Source organism: Streptomyces sp. NPDC085866, assembly GCF_044541035.1.
Lineage (GTDB): Bacteria > Actinomycetota > Actinomycetes > Streptomycetales > Streptomycetaceae > Streptomyces.
Genome location: NZ_JBITSQ010000002.1, coordinates 412,037 through 436,889 on the forward strand (window position 1 = coordinate 412,037; position 24,853 = coordinate 436,889).

The 24,853-nt window shown below is 71.4% G+C and carries 23 protein-coding genes; 11 read left to right on the plus strand and 12 right to left on the minus strand.

Annotated features, from left to right (window positions below; genetic code table 11):
- Positions 1-27: 27 nt before the first annotated feature.
- The 10 genes from ACIF83_RS05240 to ACIF83_RS05285 form a co-directional block, all read right to left on the minus strand.
- Positions 28-453, minus strand: a complete 426-nt coding sequence (locus tag ACIF83_RS05240) for a hypothetical protein (protein WP_393477345.1) — start codon at positions 451-453, stop codon at positions 28-30.
- Positions 450-1,196, minus strand: a complete 747-nt coding sequence (locus tag ACIF83_RS05245; RefSeq protein ID WP_393477343.1) for a class I SAM-dependent methyltransferase — start codon at positions 1,194-1,196, stop codon at positions 450-452. Before ACIF83_RS05245 ends, ACIF83_RS05240 begins: the two co-directional genes overlap by 4 nt.
- On the minus strand, positions 1,193-1,957 hold the full coding sequence (locus ACIF83_RS05250; RefSeq protein ID WP_393477340.1) for a DUF2071 domain-containing protein: 765 nt from the start codon (positions 1,955-1,957) through the stop codon (positions 1,193-1,195). Before ACIF83_RS05250 ends, ACIF83_RS05245 begins: the two co-directional genes overlap by 4 nt.
- Positions 1,954-2,877 carry a hypothetical protein gene (locus ACIF83_RS05255; protein ID WP_393477337.1) on the minus strand — a complete coding sequence of 308 codons (924 nt, stop codon included), beginning with the start codon at positions 2,875-2,877 and terminating at the stop codon, positions 1,954-1,956. The genes ACIF83_RS05250 and ACIF83_RS05255 overlap by 4 nt, the downstream gene beginning before the upstream one ends.
- On the minus strand, positions 2,874-3,251 hold the full coding sequence (locus tag ACIF83_RS05260; protein WP_393477335.1) for a DoxX-like family protein: 378 nt from the start codon (positions 3,249-3,251) through the stop codon (positions 2,874-2,876). The genes ACIF83_RS05255 and ACIF83_RS05260 overlap by 4 nt, the downstream gene beginning before the upstream one ends.
- Positions 3,252-3,502: 251 nt before the next feature.
- The gene (locus ACIF83_RS05265; RefSeq protein WP_393477333.1) at positions 3,503-4,009 is read right to left on the minus strand and encodes a winged helix-turn-helix transcriptional regulator; all 507 of its coding nucleotides are present in this window, start codon (positions 4,007-4,009) and stop codon (positions 3,503-3,505) included.
- On the minus strand, positions 4,006-5,064 hold the full coding sequence (locus ACIF83_RS05270) for an LLM class flavin-dependent oxidoreductase (protein ID WP_399723552.1): 1,059 nt from the start codon (positions 5,062-5,064) through the stop codon (positions 4,006-4,008). Before ACIF83_RS05270 ends, ACIF83_RS05265 begins: the two co-directional genes overlap by 4 nt.
- Positions 5,064-5,570: an SRPBCC family protein gene (locus tag ACIF83_RS05275; protein WP_399723554.1), complete on the minus strand. Its 507-nt coding sequence runs from the start codon at positions 5,568-5,570 to the stop codon at positions 5,064-5,066. The genes ACIF83_RS05270 and ACIF83_RS05275 overlap by 1 nt, the downstream gene beginning before the upstream one ends.
- 118 nt (positions 5,571-5,688) lie before the next feature.
- Entirely contained in the window at positions 5,689-6,813 is a 1,125-nt protein-coding gene (locus tag ACIF83_RS05280; RefSeq protein WP_393477324.1) for a DUF2235 domain-containing protein, read from the minus strand.
- A gap of 13 nt (positions 6,814-6,826) precedes the next feature.
- Complete coding sequence (locus ACIF83_RS05285; protein WP_399723556.1) at positions 6,827-7,708, minus strand: DUF6424 family protein; 882 nt, start codon at positions 7,706-7,708, stop codon at positions 6,827-6,829.
- 404 nt (positions 7,709-8,112) lie between these two features.
- Here ACIF83_RS05285 and ACIF83_RS05290 point away from each other — a divergent pair, with 404 nt between their 5' ends.
- The 4 genes from ACIF83_RS05290 to ACIF83_RS05305 all read left to right on the plus strand — a co-directional run bounded on the left by ACIF83_RS05290 (position 8,113) and on the right by ACIF83_RS05305 (position 14,826).
- Positions 8,113-10,995, plus strand: a complete 2,883-nt coding sequence (locus ACIF83_RS05290) for a SpoIIE family protein phosphatase (protein ID WP_399723558.1) — start codon at positions 8,113-8,115, stop codon at positions 10,993-10,995.
- An 86-nt stretch (positions 10,996-11,081) separates the two neighbouring features.
- Positions 11,082-12,596: a sugar ABC transporter ATP-binding protein gene (locus ACIF83_RS05295; RefSeq protein WP_399723560.1), complete on the plus strand. Its 1,515-nt coding sequence runs from the start codon at positions 11,082-11,084 to the stop codon at positions 12,594-12,596.
- Entirely contained in the window at positions 12,593-13,639 is a 1,047-nt protein-coding gene (locus ACIF83_RS05300) for an ABC transporter permease (protein ID WP_398138086.1), read from the plus strand. Before ACIF83_RS05295 ends, ACIF83_RS05300 begins: the two co-directional genes overlap by 4 nt.
- Positions 13,640-13,665: 26 nt before the next feature.
- Entirely contained in the window at positions 13,666-14,826 is a 1,161-nt protein-coding gene (locus ACIF83_RS05305; protein WP_399723562.1) for a substrate-binding domain-containing protein, read from the plus strand.
- Positions 14,827-14,851: 25 nt separating this feature from the next.
- Here the strand turns inward: ACIF83_RS05305 and ACIF83_RS05310 are convergent, their stop codons facing one another.
- The gene (locus ACIF83_RS05310) at positions 14,852-15,277 is read right to left on the minus strand and encodes a hypothetical protein (RefSeq protein ID WP_399723564.1); all 426 of its coding nucleotides are present in this window, start codon (positions 15,275-15,277) and stop codon (positions 14,852-14,854) included.
- Positions 15,278-15,411: 134 nt separating this feature from the next.
- Between ACIF83_RS05310 and ACIF83_RS05315 the strand changes: the two genes are divergently transcribed.
- From ACIF83_RS05315 to ACIF83_RS05325, 3 genes are all read left to right on the plus strand, one after another.
- Positions 15,412-16,461, plus strand: a complete 1,050-nt coding sequence (locus tag ACIF83_RS05315; protein ID WP_399723566.1) for an NAD(P)-dependent oxidoreductase — start codon at positions 15,412-15,414, stop codon at positions 16,459-16,461.
- 3 nt (positions 16,462-16,464) lie between these two features.
- The gene (locus tag ACIF83_RS05320) at positions 16,465-17,976 is read left to right on the plus strand and encodes an FGGY-family carbohydrate kinase (protein WP_399723568.1); all 1,512 of its coding nucleotides are present in this window, start codon (positions 16,465-16,467) and stop codon (positions 17,974-17,976) included.
- 219 nt (positions 17,977-18,195) lie between these two features.
- Complete coding sequence (locus ACIF83_RS05325) at positions 18,196-18,699, plus strand: ATP-binding protein (RefSeq protein ID WP_399723570.1); 504 nt, start codon at positions 18,196-18,198, stop codon at positions 18,697-18,699.
- On the opposite strand, the gene ACIF83_RS05330 is transcribed toward ACIF83_RS05325, so the two are convergent.
- Entirely contained in the window at positions 18,671-19,744 is a 1,074-nt protein-coding gene (locus ACIF83_RS05330; protein ID WP_399723572.1) for a carbohydrate kinase, read from the minus strand. The genes ACIF83_RS05325 and ACIF83_RS05330 overlap by 29 nt on opposite strands.
- Positions 19,745-20,116: 372 nt before the next feature.
- Between ACIF83_RS05330 and ACIF83_RS05335 the strand changes: the two genes are divergently transcribed.
- The 4 genes from ACIF83_RS05335 to ACIF83_RS05350 all read left to right on the plus strand — a co-directional run bounded on the left by ACIF83_RS05335 (position 20,117) and on the right by ACIF83_RS05350 (position 24,797).
- Positions 20,117-21,484 (plus strand): ABC transporter substrate-binding protein, encoded by a 1,368-nt coding sequence (locus tag ACIF83_RS05335; RefSeq protein WP_399723574.1) that lies wholly within the window; start codon positions 20,117-20,119, stop codon positions 21,482-21,484.
- A gap of 85 nt (positions 21,485-21,569) precedes the next feature.
- Complete coding sequence (locus tag ACIF83_RS05340; protein WP_399723576.1) at positions 21,570-22,532, plus strand: carbohydrate ABC transporter permease; 963 nt, start codon at positions 21,570-21,572, stop codon at positions 22,530-22,532.
- Positions 22,529-23,425 carry a carbohydrate ABC transporter permease gene (locus tag ACIF83_RS05345; RefSeq protein WP_399723578.1) on the plus strand — a complete coding sequence of 299 codons (897 nt, stop codon included), beginning with the start codon at positions 22,529-22,531 and terminating at the stop codon, positions 23,423-23,425. Before ACIF83_RS05340 ends, ACIF83_RS05345 begins: the two co-directional genes overlap by 4 nt.
- A gap of 304 nt (positions 23,426-23,729) precedes the next feature.
- Entirely contained in the window at positions 23,730-24,797 is a 1,068-nt protein-coding gene (locus tag ACIF83_RS05350) for a zinc-binding dehydrogenase (RefSeq protein ID WP_399723580.1), read from the plus strand.
- Positions 24,798-24,853: the final 56 nt, after the last annotated feature.

Here is a 24,853-nt window from a genome sequence, read left to right on the forward strand (position 1 = left end):
GGGACGAGGCCGCGCTTCCAGCGCCCCTCAGCCCACCGCCCGCACCGTCGCCAGGGCGAACACCGCGGTCACCCACGTCCACAGCACGGAGAGCGCGAGGTGGCCCGCCGTCCGCAGCCGGTGCCCCCGCCACAGCCGCGGTGAGAAGTAGGCGAACTCCATGACCCAGCGCAGGCCCCAGAACAGGGTCTGTCCGCACAGCAGGGCCGTCGGCAGCGGCGCGCCGCTCACCAGTTCACGGGAGAACGCCAGCGGCAGCGCGCCGAGCAACACGCAGGTCAGGCCGATGAAGAACACGTGCGCGTAGGAGACCTGACGGGTGAGCAGGCTGCTGTCGCCGAGGTCGCCCGGCCAGCCCAGGATGCGCGGCAGGACCACGTGCAGCAGCCCCATGCCCACGAGGGCCAGGCCGACCAGGCGCAACTGCGAGGTGAGCGTGAGCAGTTGGGTCACGCGCATCCTCTGGTGAAGGCGAAGGCCGTGACCAGACCTGCGATGCGGCGCTCGGCCGCCGGACGCAGCCCGGCGTGTGCGGCCAGCCGCAGCCACTCTTCGCGCGGGAAGAAGTGCCAGGCTCCCGGTCCGAAGACGGCCGTGTTCGCACCGTCCCGCAGGTGTTCCACCAGGACCAGGCGCCCGCCGGGGCGCAGCGCCCTGGCGCACTGCGCGAACAGCCGCTCCCTGTCCCGCGCCCGCCGCAGCTCGTGGGCGGCGAACACCAGGAAGACGGCATCCGCCATGGCCGGGGGCACCGGCAGCGCCTCCGCCCGGCCGGGCACCGCGTCCGGTGGCGGGGGCACCCTGCGCCGGGCGCGGCGCACCGACCCCTCGGTCATCACGGCCGGGTCGTAGAGGTCGACGGTGGTCTGCCGGGAAGCCGGCCAGCGGGCGGCCAGCGGGACACTCGCCTCGTCGAGGCCGGTGCCCACCACCACGTGCGCGGACGGTGCCTGCGGCAGCAGCGCGTCCAGCCAGTCGTAGCCGTACAGCTCCGAGCGGTCGTAGACGAGCCAGCTCGCGAACGTGGCGGAGGCGAGCAGACCGAACGCGGCGGCGGAGCCGGCCCGGGCCATGGTGCGCAGGGGCGGGGGAAGCCGGTGGGCGAGTGCGGCCGAGGCCGCCGCGGCGGCCAGACCGGCCGTGTACCGCGGCCAGTTGTAGGCGATCACGTCCCGGACACCGGAGCGGCTGATCATCGCTCACCGCCGGTCTCGGTCCGGCGCAGGCCTCGTTCCCAGCCGTACTCCAGGTCGGCGACGTGGAAGGCGTTGGCGAGGACCGGCCGCGTACCGGCGAACGGGGAGTGGTCGAAGAACGTCAGGCGGTGTACGTCCACGGAGACCGGTTGCGGGTCCCAGTGCGTGCGGAACGCCTTGATCACGATCATCGAGCGGGTCTGCGGTTCGTACTCGAAGGTGTAGGGGAGCGGGCCCGCGAAGCGCCGGGCGGCGCGCGCGTCCGCGAACGGGCTGCCGGCGGGCAGCGGTGCCGGCGCGCTGCCGAGATCGGCCTGCACATGCAGATCCGCCCGACCGTCGGCGCTGTCCACCCGGAACTCCAGCAGGCCGGCCTCGACACGGGTACTGATGCGGGCCAAGCGGTAGTTGTAGCGGGTCATCAGATTGCCGCCGAGCACCATCATCCTGCTGTCGGTGTCGCTGCGCAGGATGCGCAGTCCGCGCATGACCCGGCCGCCCGGGGTGCGGAAGCGGGTGAAGACGCGGTAGCCGGTGAGCAGGTAGTCCGCCCCGAGGCGGGCGGGCAGGCCCGCCGGTCGCAGGGCGCGGGTGTCGACCAGCGCGGCGGCCACGAACCCGTGCTCCCCGTATGTGTCCAGTTCCAGGCCCGGCGGCACCAGCGGGCGCAACGCCTCGGCGGGCAGCGCGTACGTCAGCACCAGCGAGTGCGCGAAGTGCGTGCGTATGGCTACGGGATGACGCTGCAGCAGATATCTCACGGCTCGATCCTCCGATCCGCGGCGTCGCCCCCGAGGCGCACCACGCGTACCACTCCCCACAACACCGAGCTGTCCTGCGCCGCCCAGCCCGGCCCGTCCGGGCCCGGCTCCCGGGCGCTGCGCAGCACCACCACGCCGCCGGGCCGCACCGCGTGGCGCACGGCCGCCCGCAGCCGCCGGGCGAACTCGGGGCCGGGTCCGTCCAGCACGTTGGAGAGCGTCACCGCGTCATAGGCGCCACGCGGCGCCTGCTCCAACGCGTGCACCACGTCGTCGCGGACCAGCCGGACACCCGGTGCCCGGGGTGACGGGGTGCCCGGCGGTTCAGCCCCTGCCAGCAGCCGCCACAGCCACGGGTTGCTCGCGTTGGGATGCCGGCACACGGTCCGTTCGAGGCGCCGCCGCAGCACCTCGTCGAATCGCTGCGGGACGACACCGGCGAACGACGGGCGCAGGGCCACCGCGAGGGCTCCGCCGGGCCGCAGTGCGACCCGCATCAGCCGGCGCAGACCCGGTGTGTCCAACTCCTTGCGCCAGCGGCGGGCTTGCTCCTGCGGATCGTCGAGGGCCAGAAAGCCGTGCAGCTCCGTCCGGCGCCAGGCGGGCAGCAGCCGGGCCGCGGCGCCCCGGCCCAGGCGCATGACCGCCTCGGCCGTACCCTCCCTGGTCGCACCGCCGGCCAGCCGCTGGTGCGCGTAAGCGAGCTGCACCGGATTGACGTCCACGGCCGTCACGTCGTACCCCGCCGCATCCAGGGCTGCCGCCGTGTCACCTGCCGAGGCGATGCACAGCACCCGTGCGCCCGCCGGCGGGAAGACCGCCAGCTCGACACCCCAGTCCTCGTACATCCGGCCGAAGAGCAGGCGCGGGCCGCCGAACCCGCCGAGCAGCCGACCGTGCGCCCAAGGTGTCCCGCTCACTCGGCCTCCGTCCATGCCACCAGCCAGATCAGCGCCAGCAGGGCCAGGTCCTGTGTCACGAGCCGCCCGGGCTCGTCGATCTGGTCGGCGCCGAAGAGCAGACCGCCCGTGTTGAACGCCACCAGAAGCACGGTCTGTACGAACGCGGCCGCCCGCGCCCGCCGCCCGCTCAGCACCCACACGCCGATCGCGACCTCGGCCAGGCCGATCGCGAGGAGTGCCCCCGTCACCGCCCATCCGGGCAGGAACGGTACGTCGCCCACGATCGCCCGCTGATCCGCCCGCCCCGGCCAGATCTTGCACCAGAACCCCTCGTAGAACCACACCAGGGCGATCGCCCACCGCGCCGCCCAGCCCCGCCATGTCTTGTTCACGCGGTGATCATGCCTGCCGCCCTCGCGCGCGCCGCCTCCGCCCCCCTCACCAGGAACCCTGGTGGGACGGGGTGCAGGAATCACTCGCCCGTGCGTGCCGCCGGGAGTTTGCGCCCGTACGCGAGCAGAAGAAACTCCTGAGCGGGGCGCAGCACCTGAGTGCCCCTGCCGTACGACCACTACAAGGTGTCCCGCAGCGTGGCGGCGGGTTCGTGCGGGGTGAGGGCGGCGGCGTCGCGGCAGCATAGCCCTCAGGAGTGAGCGAAACGACGCTGCACGTCGGGCCGTGTCCTGAGCCGCTCCGGATAGCCGGGGCCCATCCGCACGGACGTGTCCTCGGACCGCATCCGCTCCCCGCACGAGGAGCAGACCACCTCGGCGTGGGCGTCGTGGTCACACGCGTCGTGATGGAGGGTGACGGGTACGCCCTCCTCACCCGCGAGCCACCGGTCGCCCCAGCGGGTGACGGCGGCGAGGACCGGGAAGAAGTCGTGTCCCTTCTCCGTCAGGTGGTACTCGTGGCGCGGTGGCTCGCTCTCGTAGAGCCGCTTCTCCATGAGTCCTTCGTCGACGAGGCGGCGCAGCCGGTCGGTCAGGGTGTTGCGGGCGATGCCCAACTGCTGCTGGAACTCCTCGAACCGGTGGCTGCCGTAGAACGCCTCCCGCAGGATCAGGGACGTCCAGGCGTCACCGATGATGTCCACGGTGCGGGCCACGGAGCACGGCCAGTTGGCGAAGGACGGGCGCGCGGGACTCACGAGGCGTCGCCGACTTCGCGGACCAGTTCGATCGCCCGGCCCAGCGTGGCGAGCCGGGCGTCCAGGGTGTCACCGGCCGGGTAGAGACGGACGGTGTTCACACCGGCGTCGCGCCACACGCACAGCCTCCGCCGCACCATGTCCTCGGTGCCGATCAGCGTGGTGGCGAGCACCATCTCGTCGGTGACCAGATGCGCCGCTCCGTCCCGGTCCCCCGCCTGCCACCGCTCGCGTACCTCCGCGGCCACCTCGGCCCAGCCCTGGCGGCTGTACGCCTGGTTGTAGAAGTTGGTCGACGCCGAGCCCATCCCGCCGAGGCTGAAGGCCAGTTCCTTCTTGCGACCGGCGACCATGGGGCCCAGTGCCTCCTCGTCCGGCGCGAACGACACTTCGGCGCCCTGACAGACGTCCAGGTCGGCGCGGCCGCGCCCGCTGCGGGCCAGGCCTTCGTCGAGCGGCGCGAAGTAGGCCTGCGCCGCGCCTTCCGGTACGAAGCTCGTGCCGAGCCAGCCGTCCGCGACCTGCCCCGTCAGCCGGAGCATGGCGGGGGACAGGGCGGCCAGATAGACCGGGATCCGGTGCTCGGCGCGCATGGAGAGCCGCATGGGCCGGGCGTCTCCTCCCGGCAGCGGGATCCGGAACTCGCTGCCGTCGTAGGAGATCTTGTCGCCCCCCACCGCCCGGCGCACGATCTCCACGGTCTCGCGGACGCGGGCCAGCGGCCGGGCGAAGGGGACCCCGTGCAGCCCCTCCATCACCTGCGGGCCGGAGGGGCCCAGGCCCAGCAGGAACCGCCCTGCGGAGAGGTTGGACAGCGTGATGGCCGTCTGGGCCAGTGCCACCGGGGTGCGCGTGCCGACCTGCATGACCGCCGAGCCGAGCAGCATGCGGTCCGTGCGGGCCGCGTAGAAGCCCAGGGCGGAGGGCGCGTCGGAGCCCCACGCCTCGGCGACCCAGCAGATGTCGAGCCCCAGCTTCTCGGCCTCGACCACGAAGTCCGCCTGGTCCGACCAGGCCTCCCCGCCCGCCGCCTCGATCGTCGTCGCGGTCCGCATCACGCCTCCGCCCGCTTCTTGAGGTGCTCCAGGGTGATGGTGATGTTGCGCTCGAACTCCCGCAGACGCACGAACACGATCTTCTGTTCCTTCTCCGGCATCGCGTCGATCGCGAAGGACAGGCCGGAACGCCCGGGACCCATCTGCATCCACTGGGAGAGTTCCGTCCCGCCGTCCTTGGGCGTGAGCCGGAAGCGCCAGACGGCGCTGGGGTCGGCGGGGTCCTGCACCGCCCAGGCGAACACCCGTGGTGGTTCGCACTCGACGACGTGGGAGGTGGTCTCCCACTCCCCGTACGCCTCGTGCCTGCTGCGCCCCACGAACCGGGCTCCGACGGCCGGCTCGGTGACCCCGTCGAGCCACTCCACCGACTGCAGCTCCTCACTCATGGCCGGCATCAGGCTCACGTCCGAGACCAGCTTCCACACCCGCTCCGGCGCCGCGTCGATCCACGTCGCCACCTCGACCGTCGGTCTGTCCGCGTACCGCGCGCCCGTCCACTCCATCGCGAGACCGGCCTCCTCGTCGTCGTCATCGACTCCTGAGGAGAGCGTTGCGTAACAAGACTTAGCTAGTCAAGGTGTCCGTGACGAGATCTTCGTGGGGACATGCCGGGCGCGTCCCTCAACCGCCGGGCGGTGGCTCGGGCTTGGTCCAGTCGGGGTCGGCCCAGCGGCCCGGTTCCTGCGGGCCGGGCAGGTCCGGGCGGTACCCGGGATCCCGCTCCCGCCGCAGCCTGACGCTGGCATGCAGCAGGGCGTCGTCGGGCACGGGACGGGAGCGCCGGCCCGCGAGGATCCACAGCGGGCCGTTGTCGTGCACCGGAGCGCCGGCGAAGTCCTCGGTGACGGCGCACGTCGTGCCGTATGCCTGGGGCCGGAACACCAGGTCCTGGGTGACACCGTCGGTGATCCACTTGAGCGGGACCGTGGAGAGCAGGGGGTCGTCCTCGGCATGCGCGAAGGTGCCGCCGACATCGGAGTGCACCCCCGTGAACCACACCTCTTCGACGGTGTCCTGACGGGGCGCCGGGCGGGGTGCCACCAGGAACTCGTGGTAGGGGCGGCGGGTCTCGTCGAGCGACACGGCATGCCGGATGCGGGCCGCGTTCGGCAGCTGGTGCGTGTACGGCCACTGCAGATTGCCCAGCCGCAGAAGGCCGGCCGCCTTCACGGTGTCCCAGACGCCGAGGTAGGTCACGGGCAGGGCGTGGTGGGAGACCTGCCGCGGATTGTTCTGCTTCACCTCCGCCCACAGCGGCTCGTTCTCCGTGCGCCGGCAGAACGCGTGCGAGAACCGCGCGACCTCCTTCTCGCTCCGGTCGATGTCCTGGTTGAAGGAGTACTTCGCCACCGCGTACGGCACCAGGTTCTCCGAGCCCGGACGCATGAGGCCGGGCTTGTTGAGCATGCCGACGAGCGCCCGGGCGGTGTATGCGCCGCGGCTGAAGCCGAACACGTAGACCTGGTCGCCCGGTTGCCAGTTCCGCATGAGGTACGTGTACGCCTCGGCGAGATTGGTCCGCAGTCCGCTGCCGAAGGCGAGGCCCCACAGGCGGGAGAGCCGTTGGCCGACCGGTCCGTGGGCGGTGGCCGACGACATGGTCCCGACGCCGGGGTCGTAGTAGACGAGCTGCCGTGCCGGATCGTCCGCATCCAGCATTTCCACCAGCCTGACCACGTTGGTGGGGTGGCTCGCGCCCACCTGGTTGCCCGTCCCGTCGAGGCAGATGACGATCGTGCGAGGCATGCCGTCCTCCCTGCTAGCCGGAAGTGGGTCCGCCGTGCCGTGCTGCGGCGGCGGACAGGGGACCGGAGGCGGTGTGCCGGCCCGGGGCGATCTGCCGGGCGAAGGCCTCCATGGCCACCGGGCTGTTCGCCGGCAGGACGGCCATGAGCCCGCGGTTCTGCGCCTCCGCGATCGTCGCGGCGGCTTCGCTGCCCTCGGGGACGAAGGCCAGGCGGACGTGTCCGTCGCCGGAGCCGCGGCGGTCCACCGGGGTGACGGCACCGTGGGTGCCGTCCGGCAGGGTCACCCAGAGCTGGAAGTCGTCGAACCGGACGAAGTCCGCGCCCTTCACGGGCCAGGGATAGTGGTGTTCACCCGGCACCCTGGGCAGGATCCCCTGGTGGTTCGCACGGCTCAGCGGCACACAGGAGTTGAACAGGGAGTCGGTCCAGGCCTCGACCCCGTCGGCGTCCTCGATCGGCGTGCGCAGCAGCTCCTCGGCGCGCTCGTAGCCCAGTTCCGCCAGGGCGGGCAGGGTGAGCGGGAAGGCGTCGACCAACTCGGCGGCCTCCTGCCGGAGCCGGTCGACCTTCTCGGGATCGGCGCAGAACTGCATGCTCCACTCGATGCCGACCCGGGCGCGGTACATCAGCCAGCGGTCGCGTCCTCTGACCCACAGGCTGCCCCCGTGGTGCATCTCCCAGTGCTCGGAACCGTTCGGTCCCGCCCCCGGATCGACGGGTCTGGGCCCGTAGGGCAGGTCCTTGTCGTCCATGGCGCGCAGGATCGCGTGGGCCGCCTTCTTGGCGGCGACGAAGTGCGACGATTCAAACCGCTTCGGGTGTTTGACGAGGCGGATCTTCCAAGGATGGTTCTCCGATTCGAAGCCGCCCGGCTGAAGCTCGGTGTGGGTCATGGCTGTTCCTCGGCCGGCCCCACGGCCTGTCACCGGCTCGCGGGGCGGAGTTCCCCTGAGTCCATCGTGCGCCTGTGACGGGGCGCCCGCGAGTCGAGCGGAGGCGGCGGGCCGCACGAACCGGCTTGCCGAGGTGCACTTCTGACGTCGACGCACACCCGCCGGACACCCCTTGCGGGCGTCAGGGTCCCGTGCCCGGGATCCCGCCGGGCGAGCGTGAGCCTCCGGGACCATCCTTCTGGTCGGGCAGGGCGCCGGCCACGGCATTCGCTGACGGACGGTCTCAGGCAGTCACTGAGAGTGATCAGCGCGGCACGCCATGACTCACGCCCGTTATGACCGTATCCTCGTCAATGCCGGGTTTGAGTAAATTGCGATTAATGCGAGTATGAGCGAGGCGAGGCGTGGTGCGGTCCGGCGGGGAACCGACGCCCAGGGTGCGTGCGACCGGCGGGGCAGGGCCCGTCCGTACCCGTGAGCGGTTCCTGCAGGGGGAGACGGTCGAGGGAGGCGTACGGTCGCCGATCCTGGATTCCTGGCAGCGCTCCCGGTCGCTGGGTCTTTCGCCGGACCAGGCCGATCTTCCCTACCGAACGGATTTCGATCCGGACGGCAGGCTCGTCCGTGCGGCCCTTCCGGTGCTCGACCGCCTGCAGTCCAGATTCGCGGGCAGCCAGATGAACATCTCCGTCGCCGACGCGAGCGGGATCGTCCTCGTGCGCCGCTTCGGCGATGCGTCCATGGTCAGGACCCTCCCCGCGTTCCAGCGCGTCCCGGGATTCGTGTTCGCCGAGCGGTACGCCGGAACCAACGGCATCGGTCTCGCGCTGGCGGAGCGTCAACTCATCAGGGTCTACGGCGCCGAGCACTTCGCCGAGCGCGCCCAGGGCAACGCCTGCCGCGCGCTGCCAGTCCGGCACCCGCTCAGCGGGCACATCGAAGGCGTCCTCTGCTTCGGCTATCCGCGCGGCGCCGAGAACCCGGTGCTCGCCACCGTGCTCCGCAAGGCGGCCCAGGCCGTCGAACGGCGGCTGCTCGGGCAGAGCTCCGTGCGCGAGCGTGCGCTGCTCCGGTCGTACCTGGCCGCCCGGGCCGATGCGGCCGCGGGGCCGCACACCCGCATCGGCGTCGACGAGCTGGCCCCCGAGCTGCACCCCGGTGACCGGGCCGTTCTCCTGGACAAGGCCACCGAGCTGATCTCCTGCGCACAGCGGGGCGCCGTGGACCTGCGCCTGTCCGACGGCCGGCGGGTCACGCTCGTGAGCCGGCCGACGACGACCGCCACCGGGGTGGAGGGCATCGCCATCGAAGCCGTCCTGGCCGGCCCCGCATCCCGGCCGCCCGGCGCCGTCCCGAGCCGAGCCGACGACGCTGTCGACAGCGCCCGGCTCGCCGCCCTGTCCTTCCTCCGGCCGCCCGGAGACGGCCCTGCCCTCCTCGTGCCGGACCGTCTCCACGTCGGCCCGTTGCCCGGTCTGCGTGCCGGAGCCGCGCCGGTCCAGGGCGGAGCGAGCCGTGAGCGGATCTACCTCGCAGCCCCTGCCGGGGCGCCGGACCTTTCCGTGGACTCCCGGCCGCTGGCGAGGGGGCTCGTGCTGGTGGGGGAGCCTACGGTGGGGGAGTACGCCCTGGCCGCGCGCCGCCGCCTGGAGCTGCTGTCCGAGGCCAGCGCCCGCATCGGCACGACCCTGGACGTGCGCCGCACGGCCGAGGAGCTCGCCGAGACGGCCGTTCCGCGACTGGCCGACTTCGTCACGATCGACCTGCCCGAGTCCGTCCTGCGGGGCGAGGAGTCCGCCGACCCCCTCGGTGAACTGCGGCGTACGGTGGTGCGAGGCATCCGCGACGACCTGCCCTTCAGCCCGGTCGACAAGCGGATCGACTTCGGCCCGACCACGCCACAGCTGCGCTGCCTGGTCAGCGGGCAGGCGGTGCTGGAACCGGACCTGAAGGTCGCCGCGGGCTGGCTCGCCCAGGATCCCGAGCTCACCGGACAGCTGCTGGCCGCCGTCCACTCCCTCATCACCGTCCCCCTGGTCGCCCGCGGCGTCGTCCTGGGCGTCGCCAGCTTCTACCGCTCGCAGGATCCCGCCCCCTTCGGCGACGACGACCGCTCGCTGGCCCAGGAACTCGCCTCGCGCGCCGCCCTGTCCATGGACAACGCCCGCCAGTACACCCACGAACGCGCCATGGTCCTGGCCCTGCAGCGCAGCCTGCTCCCGCGCGCTCTGCCCGATCTGGACGCCGTCGAGGTCGCCCACCGCTACCTGCCCGCCGAGTCCGACGTGGGCGGTGACTGGTACGACGTCATCCCCCTCTCCGGCACACGCGTCGGTCTCTTCGTGGGCGACGTCGTGGGCCACGGCATGCTGTCCGCCGCCACCATGGGGCGCCTGCGCACCGCCGCGCGCAGCTTCGCCGAACTCGACTTCCCGCCGGACGAGGTCCTCGCCCACCTCGACAACGTCGTGGGCCGCCTCGACCGGGAGGATCCCGAGTCCGCGGACTTCGGCATCATCGGAGCGACCTGTCTGTACGCCGTCTACGACCCGACCACGCAGCACTGCGCCATGGCCCGCGCCGGCCACCCCCCGCCCGCGCTCGTCGGCCCCGACGGCACCGTCTCGTTCCCCGACCTGCCCGCCGGGCCCCCGCTCGGCCTCGGCGGCCTGCCCTTCGAGGCGGTCGAGGTCCACCTGCCGGAGGACAGCCGGCTGGTCCTGTACACCGACGGACTCATCGAGGACCGGGACCGCGACGTCGACGACGTGCTCGACCACCTCCGCGGCGCCCTGGCGCACCCCGAGCACACACCCGACGAGGTCTGCCAGACCGTGCTGGATCTCGTGGCGCCCGACCACCCCTACGACGACATCGCCCTGTTGGTCGCCCGTACCCACGCCGTGGACCGGAACCGGATCGCCACCTGGGACCTGGCCGCCGACCCGGCCCTCGTCGGCGAGGTCCGCGCGGACGCCGTGCGACAGCTGGCCGACTGGGGACTCGACGAGACCGCGTTCGCCGCGGAACTGATCCTCAGCGAGCTGGTCACGAACGCCGTCCGCCACGGCGCCGGGCCCATCCGGGTACGGCTGCTGCACGCCCACAACCTGATCTGCGAGGTCTCCGACACCAGCAACACCGCCCCGCACCTGCGCCGGGCGGCCAGTACCGACGAGGGTGGCCGCGGCCTGTTCCTCGTGGCGCAGCTGTCGCAGAGCTGGGGCACGCGCTACACCACCCAGGGCAAGGTCATCTGGGCCGAATGCGCGCTGGACGCGGCCTGACGACCGACTGACCCGAAAATCTGTGATATGCCCCGTTAGTATCCTTTGTGCGTATGGGATGAACCAGCCAGGTCGAATCTCCGGAGATGTCCGTGCACGACGCTCCACCCCTGGTCCGTGTCCGCGGGCTCGGCAAGCGCTTCGGCGGAACCCTCGCGCTGGCCGGGGTCGACCTCGACGTCCAGGCCGGCAGCGTCCTCGCCCTCCTCGGCCCCAACGGTGCCGGAAAGTCCACCCTCATCAAGGTGCTCGCGGGCGTCCACCACGCCGAGACGGGGCAGATCACCGTGGCCGGGCACCCGCTCGGCACCCGGGAGGCCTCCCGCAGCATGTCCTTCATCCACCAGGATCTCGGTCTGGTGGAGTGGATGACGGTCGCCGAGAACATCGCGCTGAGCACCGGATACCCGCGCCGTGCCGGACTGATCTCCTGGCGGCGCACCAGGGAGCAGTGCACCGAAGCCCTGCGGATCGTCGCCGCACATCTCGACCCTGAGACGACCGTCGCCCAACTCGCCCCCGCCGAACGTTCGTTGGTCGCCATCGCCCGATCCCTCGCCGCCCGGGCGAAGCTCATCGTCCTCGACGAGCCAACCGCCCGTCTCCCCGCGGTGGACTGCGCCCGGCTCTTCGGGGTCCTGCACGCCCTGCGCGACCGAGGGCACGGCATCCTCTACGTCACCCACCGCCTCGACGAGGTGTACGAGGTGGCTGACACCTTCGCCGTCCTGCGCGACGGACGCCTGGTCAGCCACGGCCCGGTGGCCGGCCACAGCCCCGCCCGCCTGGTGCGCGACATCGTCGGTGCGGAACCGACCGACTTCCACCCCGCCGGAGTCCCGGCCGGCGGTCCGTCCGTCCTGACGCTCGACCGCGTCCGCGCCCCTGGCGTGGGACCGGTCAGCCTGGAACTCGCGGCCGGCGAAGTCCTGGGCCTGGTCGGCCTGACGGGCGCCGGACACACGGACCTGGGCCGTGCCCTCGCCGGCGCCAGGCCGATCCTCGCAGGACGGGTGCTCCTCGGCGGCCGGCCCTATCACCCCCGCACCGTCGCGGACGCCGTGGGCCTCGGCGTCGGCCTCGTCTCCGCCGACCGGCAACGGGAGGGCTGCGCCGCCGAACTGACGGTACGGGAGAACCTCCTGGCCAACCCCCGCGCGGGCGGCCGGCCGGCGCTGCGCTGGATCGGCCCCGGCCGGGAACGTGCCTGCGCCACCGCCCTGATCGACCGCTTCTCGGTGCGTCCACGCGACAGTGAGGCTCCCATCGCCGTCCTGTCCGGCGGCAACCAGCAGAAGGTCATGCTCGGCCGGTGGCTGCGTGCGGGTCTGCGTCTGCTGATCCTCGAGGAGCCGACGGCGAGCGTGGACATCGGCGCCCGCACCACGGTCTACCGCCTCCTCGACGAGGCCCTCGCCGCCGGCCTCGGGGCCCTGCTCGTCTCCACCGACTTCGAGGAGGTCACCCGTGTGTGCGGACGCGCCCTGGTCTTCGTCCGCGGGTCCCTGACGGCCGAGCTGAGCGGTGCGGACCTGACGGTCTCCGGGCTCACCCGAGCCGCCTCCGCCCTGCCCGAGTCCGGATCCGCGACCACCTCGTGACCGCCTCGCCCTCCCCGCCCCGGCCGCCCCGGCACCGACGCGGCGGCCACCTCGTCGCCGCCTACGGCCTCCTGGCCCTGACGGCCCTGCTCTTCCTGGTCTTCTCCCTCGCCCTGCCCCGCACCTTCCCCACCCGGGAGACCATCGACTCGATCCTGTCCGCCCAGTCGATCCCGGCCATCCTCGCGCTCGCCGCCATGGTCCCCATCGTCACCCGGGCGTTCGACCTCTCCATCGGCTACGTCCTCGGTCTCGCGCACGTCATGGTGCTGCAGCTCATCGTCGACGAACACTGGCCGTGGCCGCTCGCCTGCCTCGCGGTACTCGTGGGAGCGGCCGTCGTGGGCGTCCTCAACGGCGTCGTCGTCGAGTTCGGGCAGATCGACTCCTTCATCGCCACGCTCGGAACCGGCAGCATGCTGTACGCCGTGACCGGATGGGTCACCGGCGGTGCCCGCATCGTCCCCGGACCCCGCGGACTCCCCACGGGCTTCACCGACCTCTACGACTCCACGTTCCTCGGTCTGCCCGTACCCGCCCTCTACGTGCTGGCCCTCGCAGCCGCCCTCTGGCTGGTCCTGGAGCGGCTGCCGCTCGGCCGCGGTCTCTACGTCGTCGGATCCAACCCGCGCGCCGCCGACCTGCTCGGCATCCCGACCCGCAGGTACACCGTCTACGCCTTCACCGCGTCGGGGCTGATCACCGGCTTCGCCGGGGTGCTGCTCGCGGCCCAGCTGCAGGTCGGCAACCCGAGCGTCGGCCTGGACTACCTGCTGCCCGCCTTCGCCGGCGCCCTCCTCGGCTCCACGGCCGTCAAACCCGGGCGCCCCAACGCCCTGGGCACGCTCGTCGCCGTCGCCGTCCTGGCCGTCGGCCTCACCGGAATCGCCCAGCTGGGCGGCGACTTCTGGACGACCCCGCTGTTCTACGGCGGCACCCTGCTCCTCGCCGTCGGCCTGGCGGGCTACTCCGCTCGCCGCCGCCTGCGCACCGGCACCGCGGCCGCCGGCGACCTGCCCTCCGCGCCGCCTCCACCCCCGTGATCGCGCCGATTCTCCTAGGAGTTCCCGTGCACGGCACCCGCAAGGCCGCCCGCGGCCTGGCCCGGTACACCGCCGCAGCCCTGCTGGCAGCGGCGGCAGCCACCCTTGCCGGCTGCGCACACGGCTCCTCGGACGTCCGGGGAGGCCCCACCACCGGCCCGGTCGGCTGCCCCGCGGCCCATGCCAAGGCGCAGACCGCGGTGGAACGGGCGGAGAAGACGGACATGCCCTGGGACGGGCCCACGAACGGCCCCGGAGCGGTGCCCGGCAAGAACATCGTCTTCGTCGCCCAGACCATGACCAATCCCGGAGTCGCGGGCGCCGCGAAGGGCGTACGGGAAGCCGCGCGCGTCATCGGCTGGAAGATCCGGGTGATCGACGGCGGAGGCACTCCCGCAGGGATCCAGGCTGCCATGAGCCAGGCCGTGACCCTCAAGCCCTCGGGCATCGTCATCGGGGGCTTCGACCCCGACTCGACCTCCCAGCAGGTCGCCCGGGCCGACGCGCAACGCATCCCGCTCGTCGGCTGGCACGCGCTCGCCGCCCCCGGCCCCAGCCGCCGCCCCCCGCTGTTCACCAACGTCACGACCCGGGTCGAGGACGTGGCGGCGATCAGCGCGCAGTGGATCATCGCGGACTCCGACGGCCACGCCGGGGTCGTGCTCATCACCGACGCCTCGATCCCGTTCGCCAAGGACAAGTCCGAGCTGATCCGCAAGCAGCTCGCCACCTGCCCGAGCGTGCGGCTGCTCGCCTACGAGAACATCCCCATCGCGGACGCGAGCAGCCGTACCCCGCGGGAGGTCTCGTCGCTCCTCTCCCGCTTCCGGAGCAGGTGGACCCACTCCGTCGCCATCAACGACCTGTACTTCGCCGACGCCGCCCCGGCTTTCCGAGCCGCCGGCCGGAAGGGATCCGGGCCGCCCTTCAACATCGGTGCCGGCGACGGCGACCCGTCGGCCTTCCAGCGCATCGAGACCCGGCAGTATCAGGCGGCCACGGTGCCCGAGCCGCTGGCCCTGCAGGGCTGGCAGATCGTCGACGAGTTCAACCGCGCCTACGCGGGGCGGCCCGCCAGCGGCTACGTCGCCCCCGTCCACCTGGCCACGGCGGCCAACAGCGACGCCACCACGAGCTGGGACCCACCGGGTTACCGGGAGGGCTACCGAAGGATCTGGGGCCGGTGACCGGTGCAGCCTCGTGAGGGGACCGTCACTCCGACTCCGTCACCGTCCGGTACGCCTCGTGGCGTACATCGGGATGCGCGTGCCCGCGGAGCAGGCGCAGCAGGGAGCGCCACTCCTCCGGCCAGTCGAGGCTGCCGCCCGCTCCGGTGACCAGCGCGGTCGCCAGGAGACCGGAGGCGGCACCGCCGTCCCGGGCCAACCGGTCGGCCGCCGCCAGCAGGGCCCCGGCGTGCTGCGGCAGCGTGTGGCGCGCCCAGGCACCCTGCAACCGGCCGGCGGTCTGTACCGCGACGGTCACCCCGGCGTCCTCCAAGGCGTTCGCCAGGTCCTGCAGACGTCCCAGGAGCGCGTCCGGCTCCGAGGCGGGGTGGAACGTCCGACGCAGCAGGTCCGCGCGTTCGGCCGGCAGCAGCGGTTCCGGCGTCGGCTGCCCGACGAGCACCGCGAGCAACTCCGCACGCTGCCCGGCATCCGCCAGACGTTCGCCTTCCTGGGCTTGATGACCATCATCTGGGCGTTCCTGCGCACCTCGCCCGGGTGCGTGGGACGATTACGGAAGACGAGGGGCACCTCCTGGAGGCCTCAGTGCGCGTTGTGATCGTCGGTGACCGTTTCATTCCTGCCGAGTTCTACATCGACGCCCTGGCGAAGGTCTGCGGTCCGGATTTCGGACCGGTTCGCGGCGTGGACTGGCACGGAACCAAGGCGGAGCAGCACGCGGCGCAGCAGACCATGGAGTGGCGAGGTCCCGAGGCCGTGGCGGTGCCCGCTGAGATCGTGGAGGCGGTGGGAGAGGCCGAGGTGCTGGCAGTGCACTTCGCTCCGGTGTCCCGTGCGGTGCTCCTGGCCGCCCCGGCACTGCGGGCCGTGTGTGTGGCGCGTACGGGGCTGGAGAACGTCGATGTCGCTACCGCGACGGTCCGCGGGGTGGGGGTCGTGCCGGTGTTCGGCCGCAATGCCTCGGCCGTGGCCGAGCTCGCCGTCGGTCTGATGCTCGCGGAGGCCCGGGGCATCGCCCGGGTGGACGCCTCGGTCAAGGCCGGCGGCTGGCGGAAGACCCTCAGTCGTCCTGGCCTCGAGATCGGCGACAGCATGGTCGGCATGGTCGGCTTCGGTCATGTGGGGCGCGCGTTCGCCACGGTGCTGTGCGGATTCGGCTCGCGTCTGATCGCCTACGACCCGTATGTGACCGACGCCGTTCTGGCAGAGCACTCGGTCGCCCGGGCCGACAGTTTGGACATGGTCTTCCGCGAGTCCGACTTCGTCCAGGTCTTCGCCCGGTTGACGGCCGAGACCGAGCGTTTCATCAGCGCGAGCCACTTCGCGCTGATGAAGCCGACCGCCTACTTCGTGAACACCGCGCGCAGCCGGCTCGTCGACACCGGCGCCCTGTACGACGTCCTGGCGGCCCACCGCATCGCCGGGGCCGGGCTCGACGTGCACGACCAGGAACCCCTCCCGGCGGACAGCCCGTGGCGCCGGCTGGAAAATGTCACGCTCACCACTCACTTCGCTGGTGACACGACGACCACGAGCGTGCGTTCGGCCCGGCTGGTCGCCGAAGCCATAGCGGAACTGACCGCCACGGGCCGTTGTGTTTCCGCGGTCAACGCTCGTGAGCTGGGGTGGGTGTGAGCGGTGGCGGGCGATCTGGTGCTCGGTGTCGATGCGGGGCACACCGTGACCAAGGCCGTGCTGTTCGACTCGGCAGGCCGGGAGGTGGCGCAGGGCGTCGGCACGATCCCGCTCGACACCTCGCGTCCCCGCTGGGTGGAGCGGGACATGGACGACGTGTGGCGAATCACCCACCAGGCCATCAGGGCCTCTCTCGCCGCAGCGGGCGCTGAGGGACGGGCCGTCGTCGCGGTGGGGGTGGCCGGACACGGTGACGGCCTCTACGCCATCGACGAGCGGGGAAGGCCGGTGCGGGCCGCGATCGTCGCGATGGACACGCGTGCTGAGCCCGTGCTGGCCGAGTGGCGGGACACCCAGGTCTGGGAACGTGCCCTCACTCTGTCGGGCACGGTCCCCTTCGCTGGTTCCCCGGCCGCCCTGCTGGCGTGGCTCGGACGTCATGAGCCGGGCGTGCTGGAGCGGGCCCGCTGGTTGCTGTCCTGCAAGGACTGGCTGCGCTGGCATCTGACGGGTGTGGTGGCCACTGATCCGACGGATGCCAGCGCCTCGTTCACCGACATGAGCCGGGGCGGATACTCGCAGGAGCTGCTCGACCTGTTCGGGCTCGGGCCGCTCGCCGCCAAGCTGCCGCCCGTGCGGGCCTGTGAGGCGGTGTGCGGAACGGTCACCCGGCAGGCCGCGGCCCTCACGGGGCTCGCTGCCGGCACGCCCGTCGTCACCGGCGCGCACGACGTCGACGCGGCGGCGCTGGGGATCGGCGCCACAGGGGTGGGCGAACTGTGCCTGATCGCGGGGACGTTCAGCATCAACCAGGTGGTCTGCGATCACGTTGTCACCGACCTCCGTTGGCAGTGCCGCAGATTCCTTCACCCCGGACAGTGGATGATCATGTCCACCTCGCCCGCCTCGATGGCGAATCTGGAGTGGTTCCTGCGGGTCACGGACGCACCGCCCGGACACCGCGACGACGTCCACACTGCCATTGGCCAAGAGGTCGGGGCCCATCTGAAGGGCCCTTCGGAGGTGCTGTTCCTTCCGTACGTCTACGGATCCCCCCACCCGCAGCCGGCCTCCGGAGCCTTCCTCGGCATGCGCGGCTGGCACCGTCGCGGGCACCTGCTGCGGGCCCTGATGGAAGGTGTCGTCCTCAACCACCGATGGCACGTCGACGCGCTCCACTCCAAATTGCGCATCACCGGGCCTGCCATGCTGACCGGCGGCGCCGCGCGCAGCGCCGTCTGGAGCCAGATGTTCGCCGACGCGCTGCGGTGCCCGGTAGTGGTGACAGGCGTCAAGGAGAGCGCTGCCCGAGGGGCCGCGTTGCTCGCCGCCGGTGCCGTCGGACTGCTCGGTAACGGGGCGGATCCGCGCGTTGGCGCTGCCGTCCTCAGGCGCCATGAACCGGCCGCCGACCGGGCTGAGGTCCTGGAGGAGGCCTACCAGGTCTACCGGGAGGCCCAGGAGGCCCTCTGGCCCGTCTGGGCCCGCCTCGACTCGGCCCGGGCGGCGGAGTGACCAGCGTCTGGGGCCCGGCCCGGTAGCTGACGACTGTCTGGTCACGTATGAGATATCGCGGGGAATTTAACACATTCTTCGAGATTTTCTATAAAAATCTATTGCAATTTGACTTGGTCAGGCGTACACAGAAATCAAGACGACCCGCGCCCGGCCCTCAACGGCGCGGCCCCCGCCACTCGACGTGGCACCCCCATCGTCAGTCCGAAAGCTACGGCCATGCCCTCCGACACCGCCCCGCCGGTCACCCCCGACATCTCGCCCGTCGCGCCGTGGGACAGCGTCCATTTCCTCGGCTCCGGGACAGTGATCCCGCACCACCCGGCAAAGGCCCAGTTCACACTGCCGGCACAGACGGCACTGGTCGGCTGTCTGCGAAGCGCCGCCCGCGCGGTGCTCACACGTTGGCACCTGTCCGAGGACGAGCGGGACTCGGCTCTCCTGATCGTGGGAGAACTGGCCGCGAACGCGGCCGTCCACGGGCGGAGCGAGATGTCGCTGCGCATGGTCCTCACCGAGGGGACCCTGGGCATCATCATGGGTGATCACGGATACCCCACATCGTCCCACCGTCCCTGCGCGTATGACGATCAGGACGAACACGGCCGAGGCCTCGACATCGTCCACACCCTGTCCACTCGGGTCGACCTGCATCACGACGATCATGGAACCTGGATTCTCGCCTGCCTCGCCGTCATGGCCACCCGCCCGGGAACCGACTGACCGAGCGGTGTCCGATGAGCGGGACACCTGGGGGAGCCGCAGCCCCCCGGCCTACGGGCTGCGAAGGGGTCGGCAGGCCGTAGCGCCGGAACGGCGGCCGGGCACCCGCGCGCGTACACGTGTCGGCCGCGACTCCGACTGCGTACGCGAGCAGCCCGGCAAGTTCGTCAGGACACAGTTCCGCGACGCCTTCCCTGCCGAGTCGGCCGGTCCGGTGCAGATGGGCGAGCACGCCCGCGGTGAAGGCGTCGCCCGCCCCGACCGTGTCGACGACCTCCGTCACCGGGGCGGGCATGTGCGCGCGGGCCGTGCGTCCCGCAGCCCAGGTGCCCCGAGCGCCCAACGTGACGAGGGCGAGCTGCGCCCCGGACGCCGGTCGGCGCTCGGCCACCAGCTCGTACGCCTCACCTGGGTGGAACCAGGCCAGGTCCTCCTCGCTCGCCTTGACGGCGTCGGTGAGCGCCACCCACTCGGTGAACCGTCGGAGATGACAAGAGCGGTCGGTGACCAGTCCCGGCCGCATGTTCGGATCGAGGCTCACCAGCCGGTGTCCCGTCCCCCGGCGCGGCAGCCCGTCGAGCTTCGAGGCGAGGGGTTCCAGGACCAGGCCGAGCGAGCCGATGTGAAGTGCCGCCGCCTCGGGCAGGTGTCCGGCGTCCGGCAGGGTGCCGAGGTGCTCGGGCCGCAGGCCGCGGTCGGCGGCACCGTTCGCGTGGAAGGAGTACGCGGCCGACCCGTCGTCGCACAGCCGGACGGCGGCGGGGGTGGTGGGGTCGGAGGTCGCCGGCACATGGGTGAGGCGTGTGCCGGATTCTGCAAGGCGCGCGCGCAGCAGGTCGCCGAAGTGGTCGCCGGAGGTGCGCGCGAGCAGGCTTGCCGGCGCACCGAGGCGGCCGAGGCCGGCAGCGACGTTGAGGCAGGAGCCGCCCGGCCGCGGCAGGTAGGCCGTGTCACCGGTGGCCGTCCGGGTGGGGGTCTGGTCGACCAGTGCGTTTCCGGCGACGACGACGGCGCAGGGGCCTGCGGGGCTCGGGATCGCTCTCATACGGGATTCCTCGGGGATGCCGGCACGGTGGGCTGCGGGGGACTGCGCGCGGAACCCCGCCGGGCGAGCTGCCCTCGGCCGCATCGGCGGCGACCGGGAGCGAGGCGGGAGTGTCTCGCGCTGACGAGACGATGTGACGATAGATCCAGCAAAGTTTTCTCGCAATATGTGTTAACAACGGAACGGTGTGCTGCTAATAATTCGGCCAAGCGATGCCACACCCCACACCCTGGGGAGGCGTCTCCCTCCTCAGCCGAGCGTCGGTCGACGTCTCGACGAGATCCACCCGCTGAGCGGTTGCACCCACGAGCCGTGCCGCCACGGGTGCTCCACAGGCCGTTTTCCGACCCACCCGCACGAGAGGTCCCCGTCATGCGTCCGACGAGATTCACCCGATCGACCAGATACGCGGTGGTGGCCTGCGCCGCCACCACCGCCCTGCTTGCCACCGCCTGTTCGGGTGCCGGAGCCGGCGGCTCCTCGGTGGGCGGGAAGAGCATCAACGTGCTGATGGTCGGCAACCCGCAGATGGAGGACATCGCGAAGCTCACGAAGAGCACCTTCACGAAGGACACCGGTATCAAGGTGAACTTCACGGTGCTGCCCGAGAACGAGCTGCGCGACAAGGTCACGCAGGACATCGCCACCAAGGCCGGGCAGTACGACGTCGCCACCATCGGCGCCTACGAGGTACCCATCTGGCAGAAGAACGGCTGGCTGCACGAACTCGGCTCTTACGCCGACAAGGACGCGAGCTTCGACAAGGGCGACCTGCTCAAGCCGATGGTGCAGTCGCTGTCCGGCTCGGACGGCAAGCTCTACGCCATGCCGTTCTACGGTGAGTCGTCCTTCCTCATGTACCGCAAGGACGTCTTCGCCCAGAAGGGCCTGAAGATGCCGGAGCATCCGACCTGGCAGCAGGTGGCCGACCTGTCGGCGAAGGTCGACGGCGCGAAGCCGGGGATGCGGGGTATCTGCCTGCGCGGCCTGGCCGGCTGGGGCGAACTCGGGGCACCGCTGACCAGCGTGGTCAACACCTTCGGCGGGACGTGGTTCACCAAGGACTGGAAGGCTCAGGTCAACAGCGGCGGCTTCAGGAAGGCCACCGACTTCTACGTCGACCTGGTCCGCAAGCACGGTGAGGCAGGCGCGGCGCAGGCCGGGTTCACCGAGTGCCTGAACGCGATGAGCCAGGGCAAGGTCGCCATGTGGTACGACGCCACCAGCGCGGCTGGTCTGCTGGAGGACCCGAACACCAGCAAGGCCGCCGGCAAGATCGGTTACGCGTATGCGCCCGTGGAGAAGACCAGGAGCAGCGGCTGGCTGTGGGCCTGGGCCTGGGCCATGCCGAAGACCACCAAGAACGCTGACGCCGCCTCGAAGTTCATGCTGTGGGCCTCCAGCAAGAAGTACGAGAAGCTCGTCGGCGAGAAGCTGGGCTGGGCGCGGGTGCCCGCGGGGAAGCGGGCCAGCACCTATCAGATCCCCGAGTACCAGAAGGCCGCCGGCTCGTTCGGTGACATCACCCTGAAGTCCATCCAGCAGGCCGATCCCGCGAACCCGGGCGTGCAGCCACGGCCCACGGTCGGCATCCAGTTCGTCGCCATCCCCGAGTTCCAGGACCTCGGCACCAAGGTGACGCAGGAGATCTCCGCCGCCATCGCCGGCAAGACCAGCGCGGACACGGCACTCGATGACGGTCAGAAGCAGGCCGAGGACGTCGCCAAGAACTACAAGTGAGTCACCTGCCCCGGCCGGCGCCCGCACCCGGCCGGGGCGCCCGTCCCCAAGCCCTGGCCGCTCTGCGGCGGAAGAAAGTCAGTCCATGATCACGCTACCCCATCCCCCCACGAAGCACGGGCGACCAACCGCCAGCCGGCTCAAGCCCCCGGGCGAGCGCAGGTGGCGGCGTCGCTTTCCGCTGCTGCCGGCACTGATCTTCACGATCGTCGTCACTCAGCTGCCATTCGTGGCCACGCTTGTCATCTCCACGTTCCAGTGGAACATCCTGCGGCCCGGCGACCGCCACTTCACAGGCCTGTCCAACTACAAGTTCGTCTTCACCGACGAACGGTTGCGCAACGCGGTCCTCAACACCGTCGTCCTCACCGCCTCCGTCGTCGTCCTCAGCGTGGTCCTCGGGCTGGGCCTGGCCCTGCTGCTCGACCGCCGCTTTCTCGGCCGGGGCCTCGCCCGCACCCTGCTCATCGCGCCGTTCCTGGTCATGCCGGTCGCCGCCGCCCTGCTGTGGAAGCACGCCGTCTACAACCCCGACTACGGGCTCCTCAACGGCACTCTGAACGCCGTCTACCGGCTGTTCGGGGCCGCGAACGGCCCGACCGTCGACTGGGTCTCGTCCTTCCCCATGCCCGCTCTGGTGGTCGCGCTCGTGTGGCAGTGGACGCCGTTCATGATGCTCATCCTGCTGGCCGGTCTGCAGGCCCAGCCCGGTGACGTCCTGGAGGCCGCCAAGGTCGACGGGGCCTCGGCGCTGCAGACCTTCCGCCTCATCACGCTGCCTCATCTGCGGCAGTACATCGAGCTGGGCATCGTGCTCGGCAGCATCTTCGTGGTGCAGACCTTCGACGCCGTCTACACCATCACCCAGGGCGGCCCCGGCTCCCAGACCACGAACCTGCCCTACGAGATCTATCTGACCATGTTCCGCAAGTTCGAGTACGGCCAGGCCGCGGCCGCCGGCGTCGTCGTGGTGATCGGCTCGATCGTCATCGCGACGTTCGCCCTGCGGGTCGTCGCCTCCCTGTTCCGTGAAGAGGTGTCCCGATGACCGGCACGACCACAGCCGCCCACGCATCGTCCGGCACCGTCATGCGCCGACTCCGACGTCGACGTCACGAGGACCCCGGCCAGGAGCCGCGTCTTTCACCCCTGTGGACCTTCGTCGCCTGGCTGGTCACCCTCGCCTTCTTCGCGCCGGTGGCCTGGATGGTCCTCACGTCCTTCCACCAGGAGTCCGACGCGGCGACCAACCCGCCCAGCCCCTTCGCGCCGCTGACCCTGGACCAGTACAAGCTGCTGCTGGGCCGGGACATCACCCCCTACCTGCTCAACTCGGCCATGGCCGGCATCTTCTCCACCCTGCTGGTGCTCGCCCTGGCGCTGCCCGCGGCGTACGCGCTGTCCATCAAGCCGGTCAAGAAGTGGACCGACGTGATGTTCTTCTTCCTGTCCACGAAGTTCCTGCCGCTCATCGCGGCCCTGCTGCCGATCTACCTGATTGTCAAGCACGTAGGCATGCTGGACAACATCTGGACCCTCATCGTCCTCTACACCGCGATGAACCTGCCGATCGCGGTGTGGATGATGCGGTCGTTCCTTGCCGAGGTGCCCAGGGAGATCCTGGAGGCGGCCGAGGTCGACGGCGCCGGGCTGCCTACGGTGCTGCTGCGGATCGTCGCGCCGGTCGCCATGCCGGGGATCGCCGCCACCTCGCTGATCTGTTTCATCTTCAGCTGGAACGAGTTCATGTTCGCTGTGAACCTCACCGCGACCAAGGCGTCCACCGCGCCGGTGTTCCTGGTCGGCTTCATCACCAACGAGGGCCTGTTCCTGGCCAGGCTGTGCGCGGCGGCCACGCTGGTGTCCCTGCCCGTTCTGGTCGCCGGTTTCGCCGCCCAGGACAAGCTGGTGCGCGGTCTGTCCCTGGGAGCCGTCAAATGAGAGGCTGCGCGCTTCGGCCCGTCCGGACCCGTGGCGCGGCGCGCGGCGCAGCCGACGCCCAATGGGCGGCGACTGCCCTGCGGTCGGGACACTCCGCGGCCGCTGACGGACCTGGCCGGCCGAGCTGCCGCGAGGGCCCGGCCTCGCCCGCTCTCGCACGCTGCCCCGCACCTGCCGCGGACTTCGCCGCCGACAGCGGCATCGAGCCTGATGTCCGCCGCGGCGCCCGCCGTCCGCCGACGATCGGCCGCCGTAAGGCGCGTATCGGCCGCCAACTCCACGTCCAGTCCGGCCTCGTCGCCGCGTGACCACCCGAACCGAACGGAACCCCGCCACCATGACCCAGCAGATCCGCCGCGTACTCGTCCGTTCCCTCGACGACATCGTCGTCGAGCAGGCGCCCGCCCCCGTCCCCGGAAGCGACGAACTCCTCGTACGTCCCACGGTCGTCGGCGTGTGCGGATCCGACACCCATGCCGCGGCGGGGCACCATCCGTTCATCGACCTCCCCTACCGTCCCGGCCACGAAGCGGTGGGCGTCGTGGTGGCCTCGGGCCGAGGGGCCGAGGACTTCGCTCCCGGCGACCGGGTGATCGTCGAACCGAACCTGTACTGCGGCCGGTGCGCGCAGTGCCGGTCCGGCCGCTACAACATCTGCCAGGAGCTGAAGGTCTTCGGCTGCCAGACGCCCGGTGCCCTGGCCGACCTGTTCACCATCCCGGCCGACCGCGTCCACCGCGTTCCCGACGGCATGACCGACCTCCAGGCCGTCCTCGTCGAGCCCCTGGCCACCCCCGTGCATGCCGTGGCCAAGGTCGGCGACCTCACCGGCCGCACCGTCGCCGTCCTCGGCGCCGGCCCCATCGGACTGTTCACGCTCATCGCCGCCCGCCACGCGGGCGCCGCCCGGATCGCCGCCACCGACCTGCTGCCGGGCAAACGGGCCCGGGCGATGCGTCTCGGCGCCGACACGGCCCTGCCCGCCGGTGCCCCTGACCTGGTCACCCAGGTCCACGCGGCACTCGGCGGCCCGGTCGACGTCGTCTTCGACTGCGTGGCCCGGGGACAGTCCATGGCCCAGGCGACCGATCTGGTGGCCAAGGGCGGCCATGTGGTCGTGGTGGGCGTGGGGGCCGCCGGCGCCACCCCGGTCCGACTCGACCTGGTCCAGGACCGGGAGATCCGCATCGAGGGCACGCTCATGTACACCGCCGACGACTATCGCGTCGCCATGTCCCTCATCGCCTCGGGCTCCTTCGACACCGCCGAGATCGTCACCGCCACCTACTCCCTGGAAGAAGCCGCTGCGGCCTTCTCCGCCTCTCTTGATCTGGAGCACGTCAAGGTTCTGATCACCGTGGACGGTTCGTGATGCGTATCCGAACGAGGGCGCTCAGCCGGCCCCCGGCCCGGTCGGCCCCGGGCCGG

What these genes read in the sequence shown, in the direction of transcription:
- ACIF83_RS05245 (WP_393477343.1), bottom strand. Translation starts at nt 1,196, where the DNA reads ATGATCAGCCGCTCCGGTGTCCGGGACGTGATCGCCTACAACTGGCCG.
- ACIF83_RS05270 (WP_399723552.1), bottom strand. Translation starts at nt 5,064, where the DNA reads ATGCGGACCGCGACGACGATCGAGGCGGCGGGCGGGGAGGCCTGGTCG.
- ACIF83_RS05275 (WP_399723554.1), bottom strand. Translation starts at nt 5,570, where the DNA reads ATGGAGTGGACGGGCGCGCGGTACGCGGACAGACCGACGGTCGAGGTG.
- ACIF83_RS05280 (WP_393477324.1), bottom strand. Translation starts at nt 6,813, where the DNA reads ATGCCTCGCACGATCGTCATCTGCCTCGACGGGACGGGCAACCAGGTG.
- ACIF83_RS05285 (WP_399723556.1), bottom strand. Translation starts at nt 7,708, where the DNA reads ATGACCCACACCGAGCTTCAGCCGGGCGGCTTCGAATCGGAGAACCAT.
- ACIF83_RS05295 (WP_399723560.1), top strand. Translation starts at nt 11,082, where the DNA reads ATGTCCGTGCACGACGCTCCACCCCTGGTCCGTGTCCGCGGGCTCGGC.
- ACIF83_RS05325 (WP_399723570.1), top strand. Translation starts at nt 18,196, where the DNA reads ATGCCCTCCGACACCGCCCCGCCGGTCACCCCCGACATCTCGCCCGTC.
- ACIF83_RS05330 (WP_399723572.1), bottom strand. Translation starts at nt 19,744, where the DNA reads ATGAGAGCGATCCCGAGCCCCGCAGGCCCCTGCGCCGTCGTCGTCGCC.
- ACIF83_RS05335 (WP_399723574.1), top strand. Translation starts at nt 20,117, where the DNA reads ATGCGTCCGACGAGATTCACCCGATCGACCAGATACGCGGTGGTGGCC.
- ACIF83_RS05340 (WP_399723576.1), top strand. Translation starts at nt 21,570, where the DNA reads ATGATCACGCTACCCCATCCCCCCACGAAGCACGGGCGACCAACCGCC.
- ACIF83_RS05345 (WP_399723578.1), top strand. Translation starts at nt 22,529, where the DNA reads ATGACCGGCACGACCACAGCCGCCCACGCATCGTCCGGCACCGTCATG.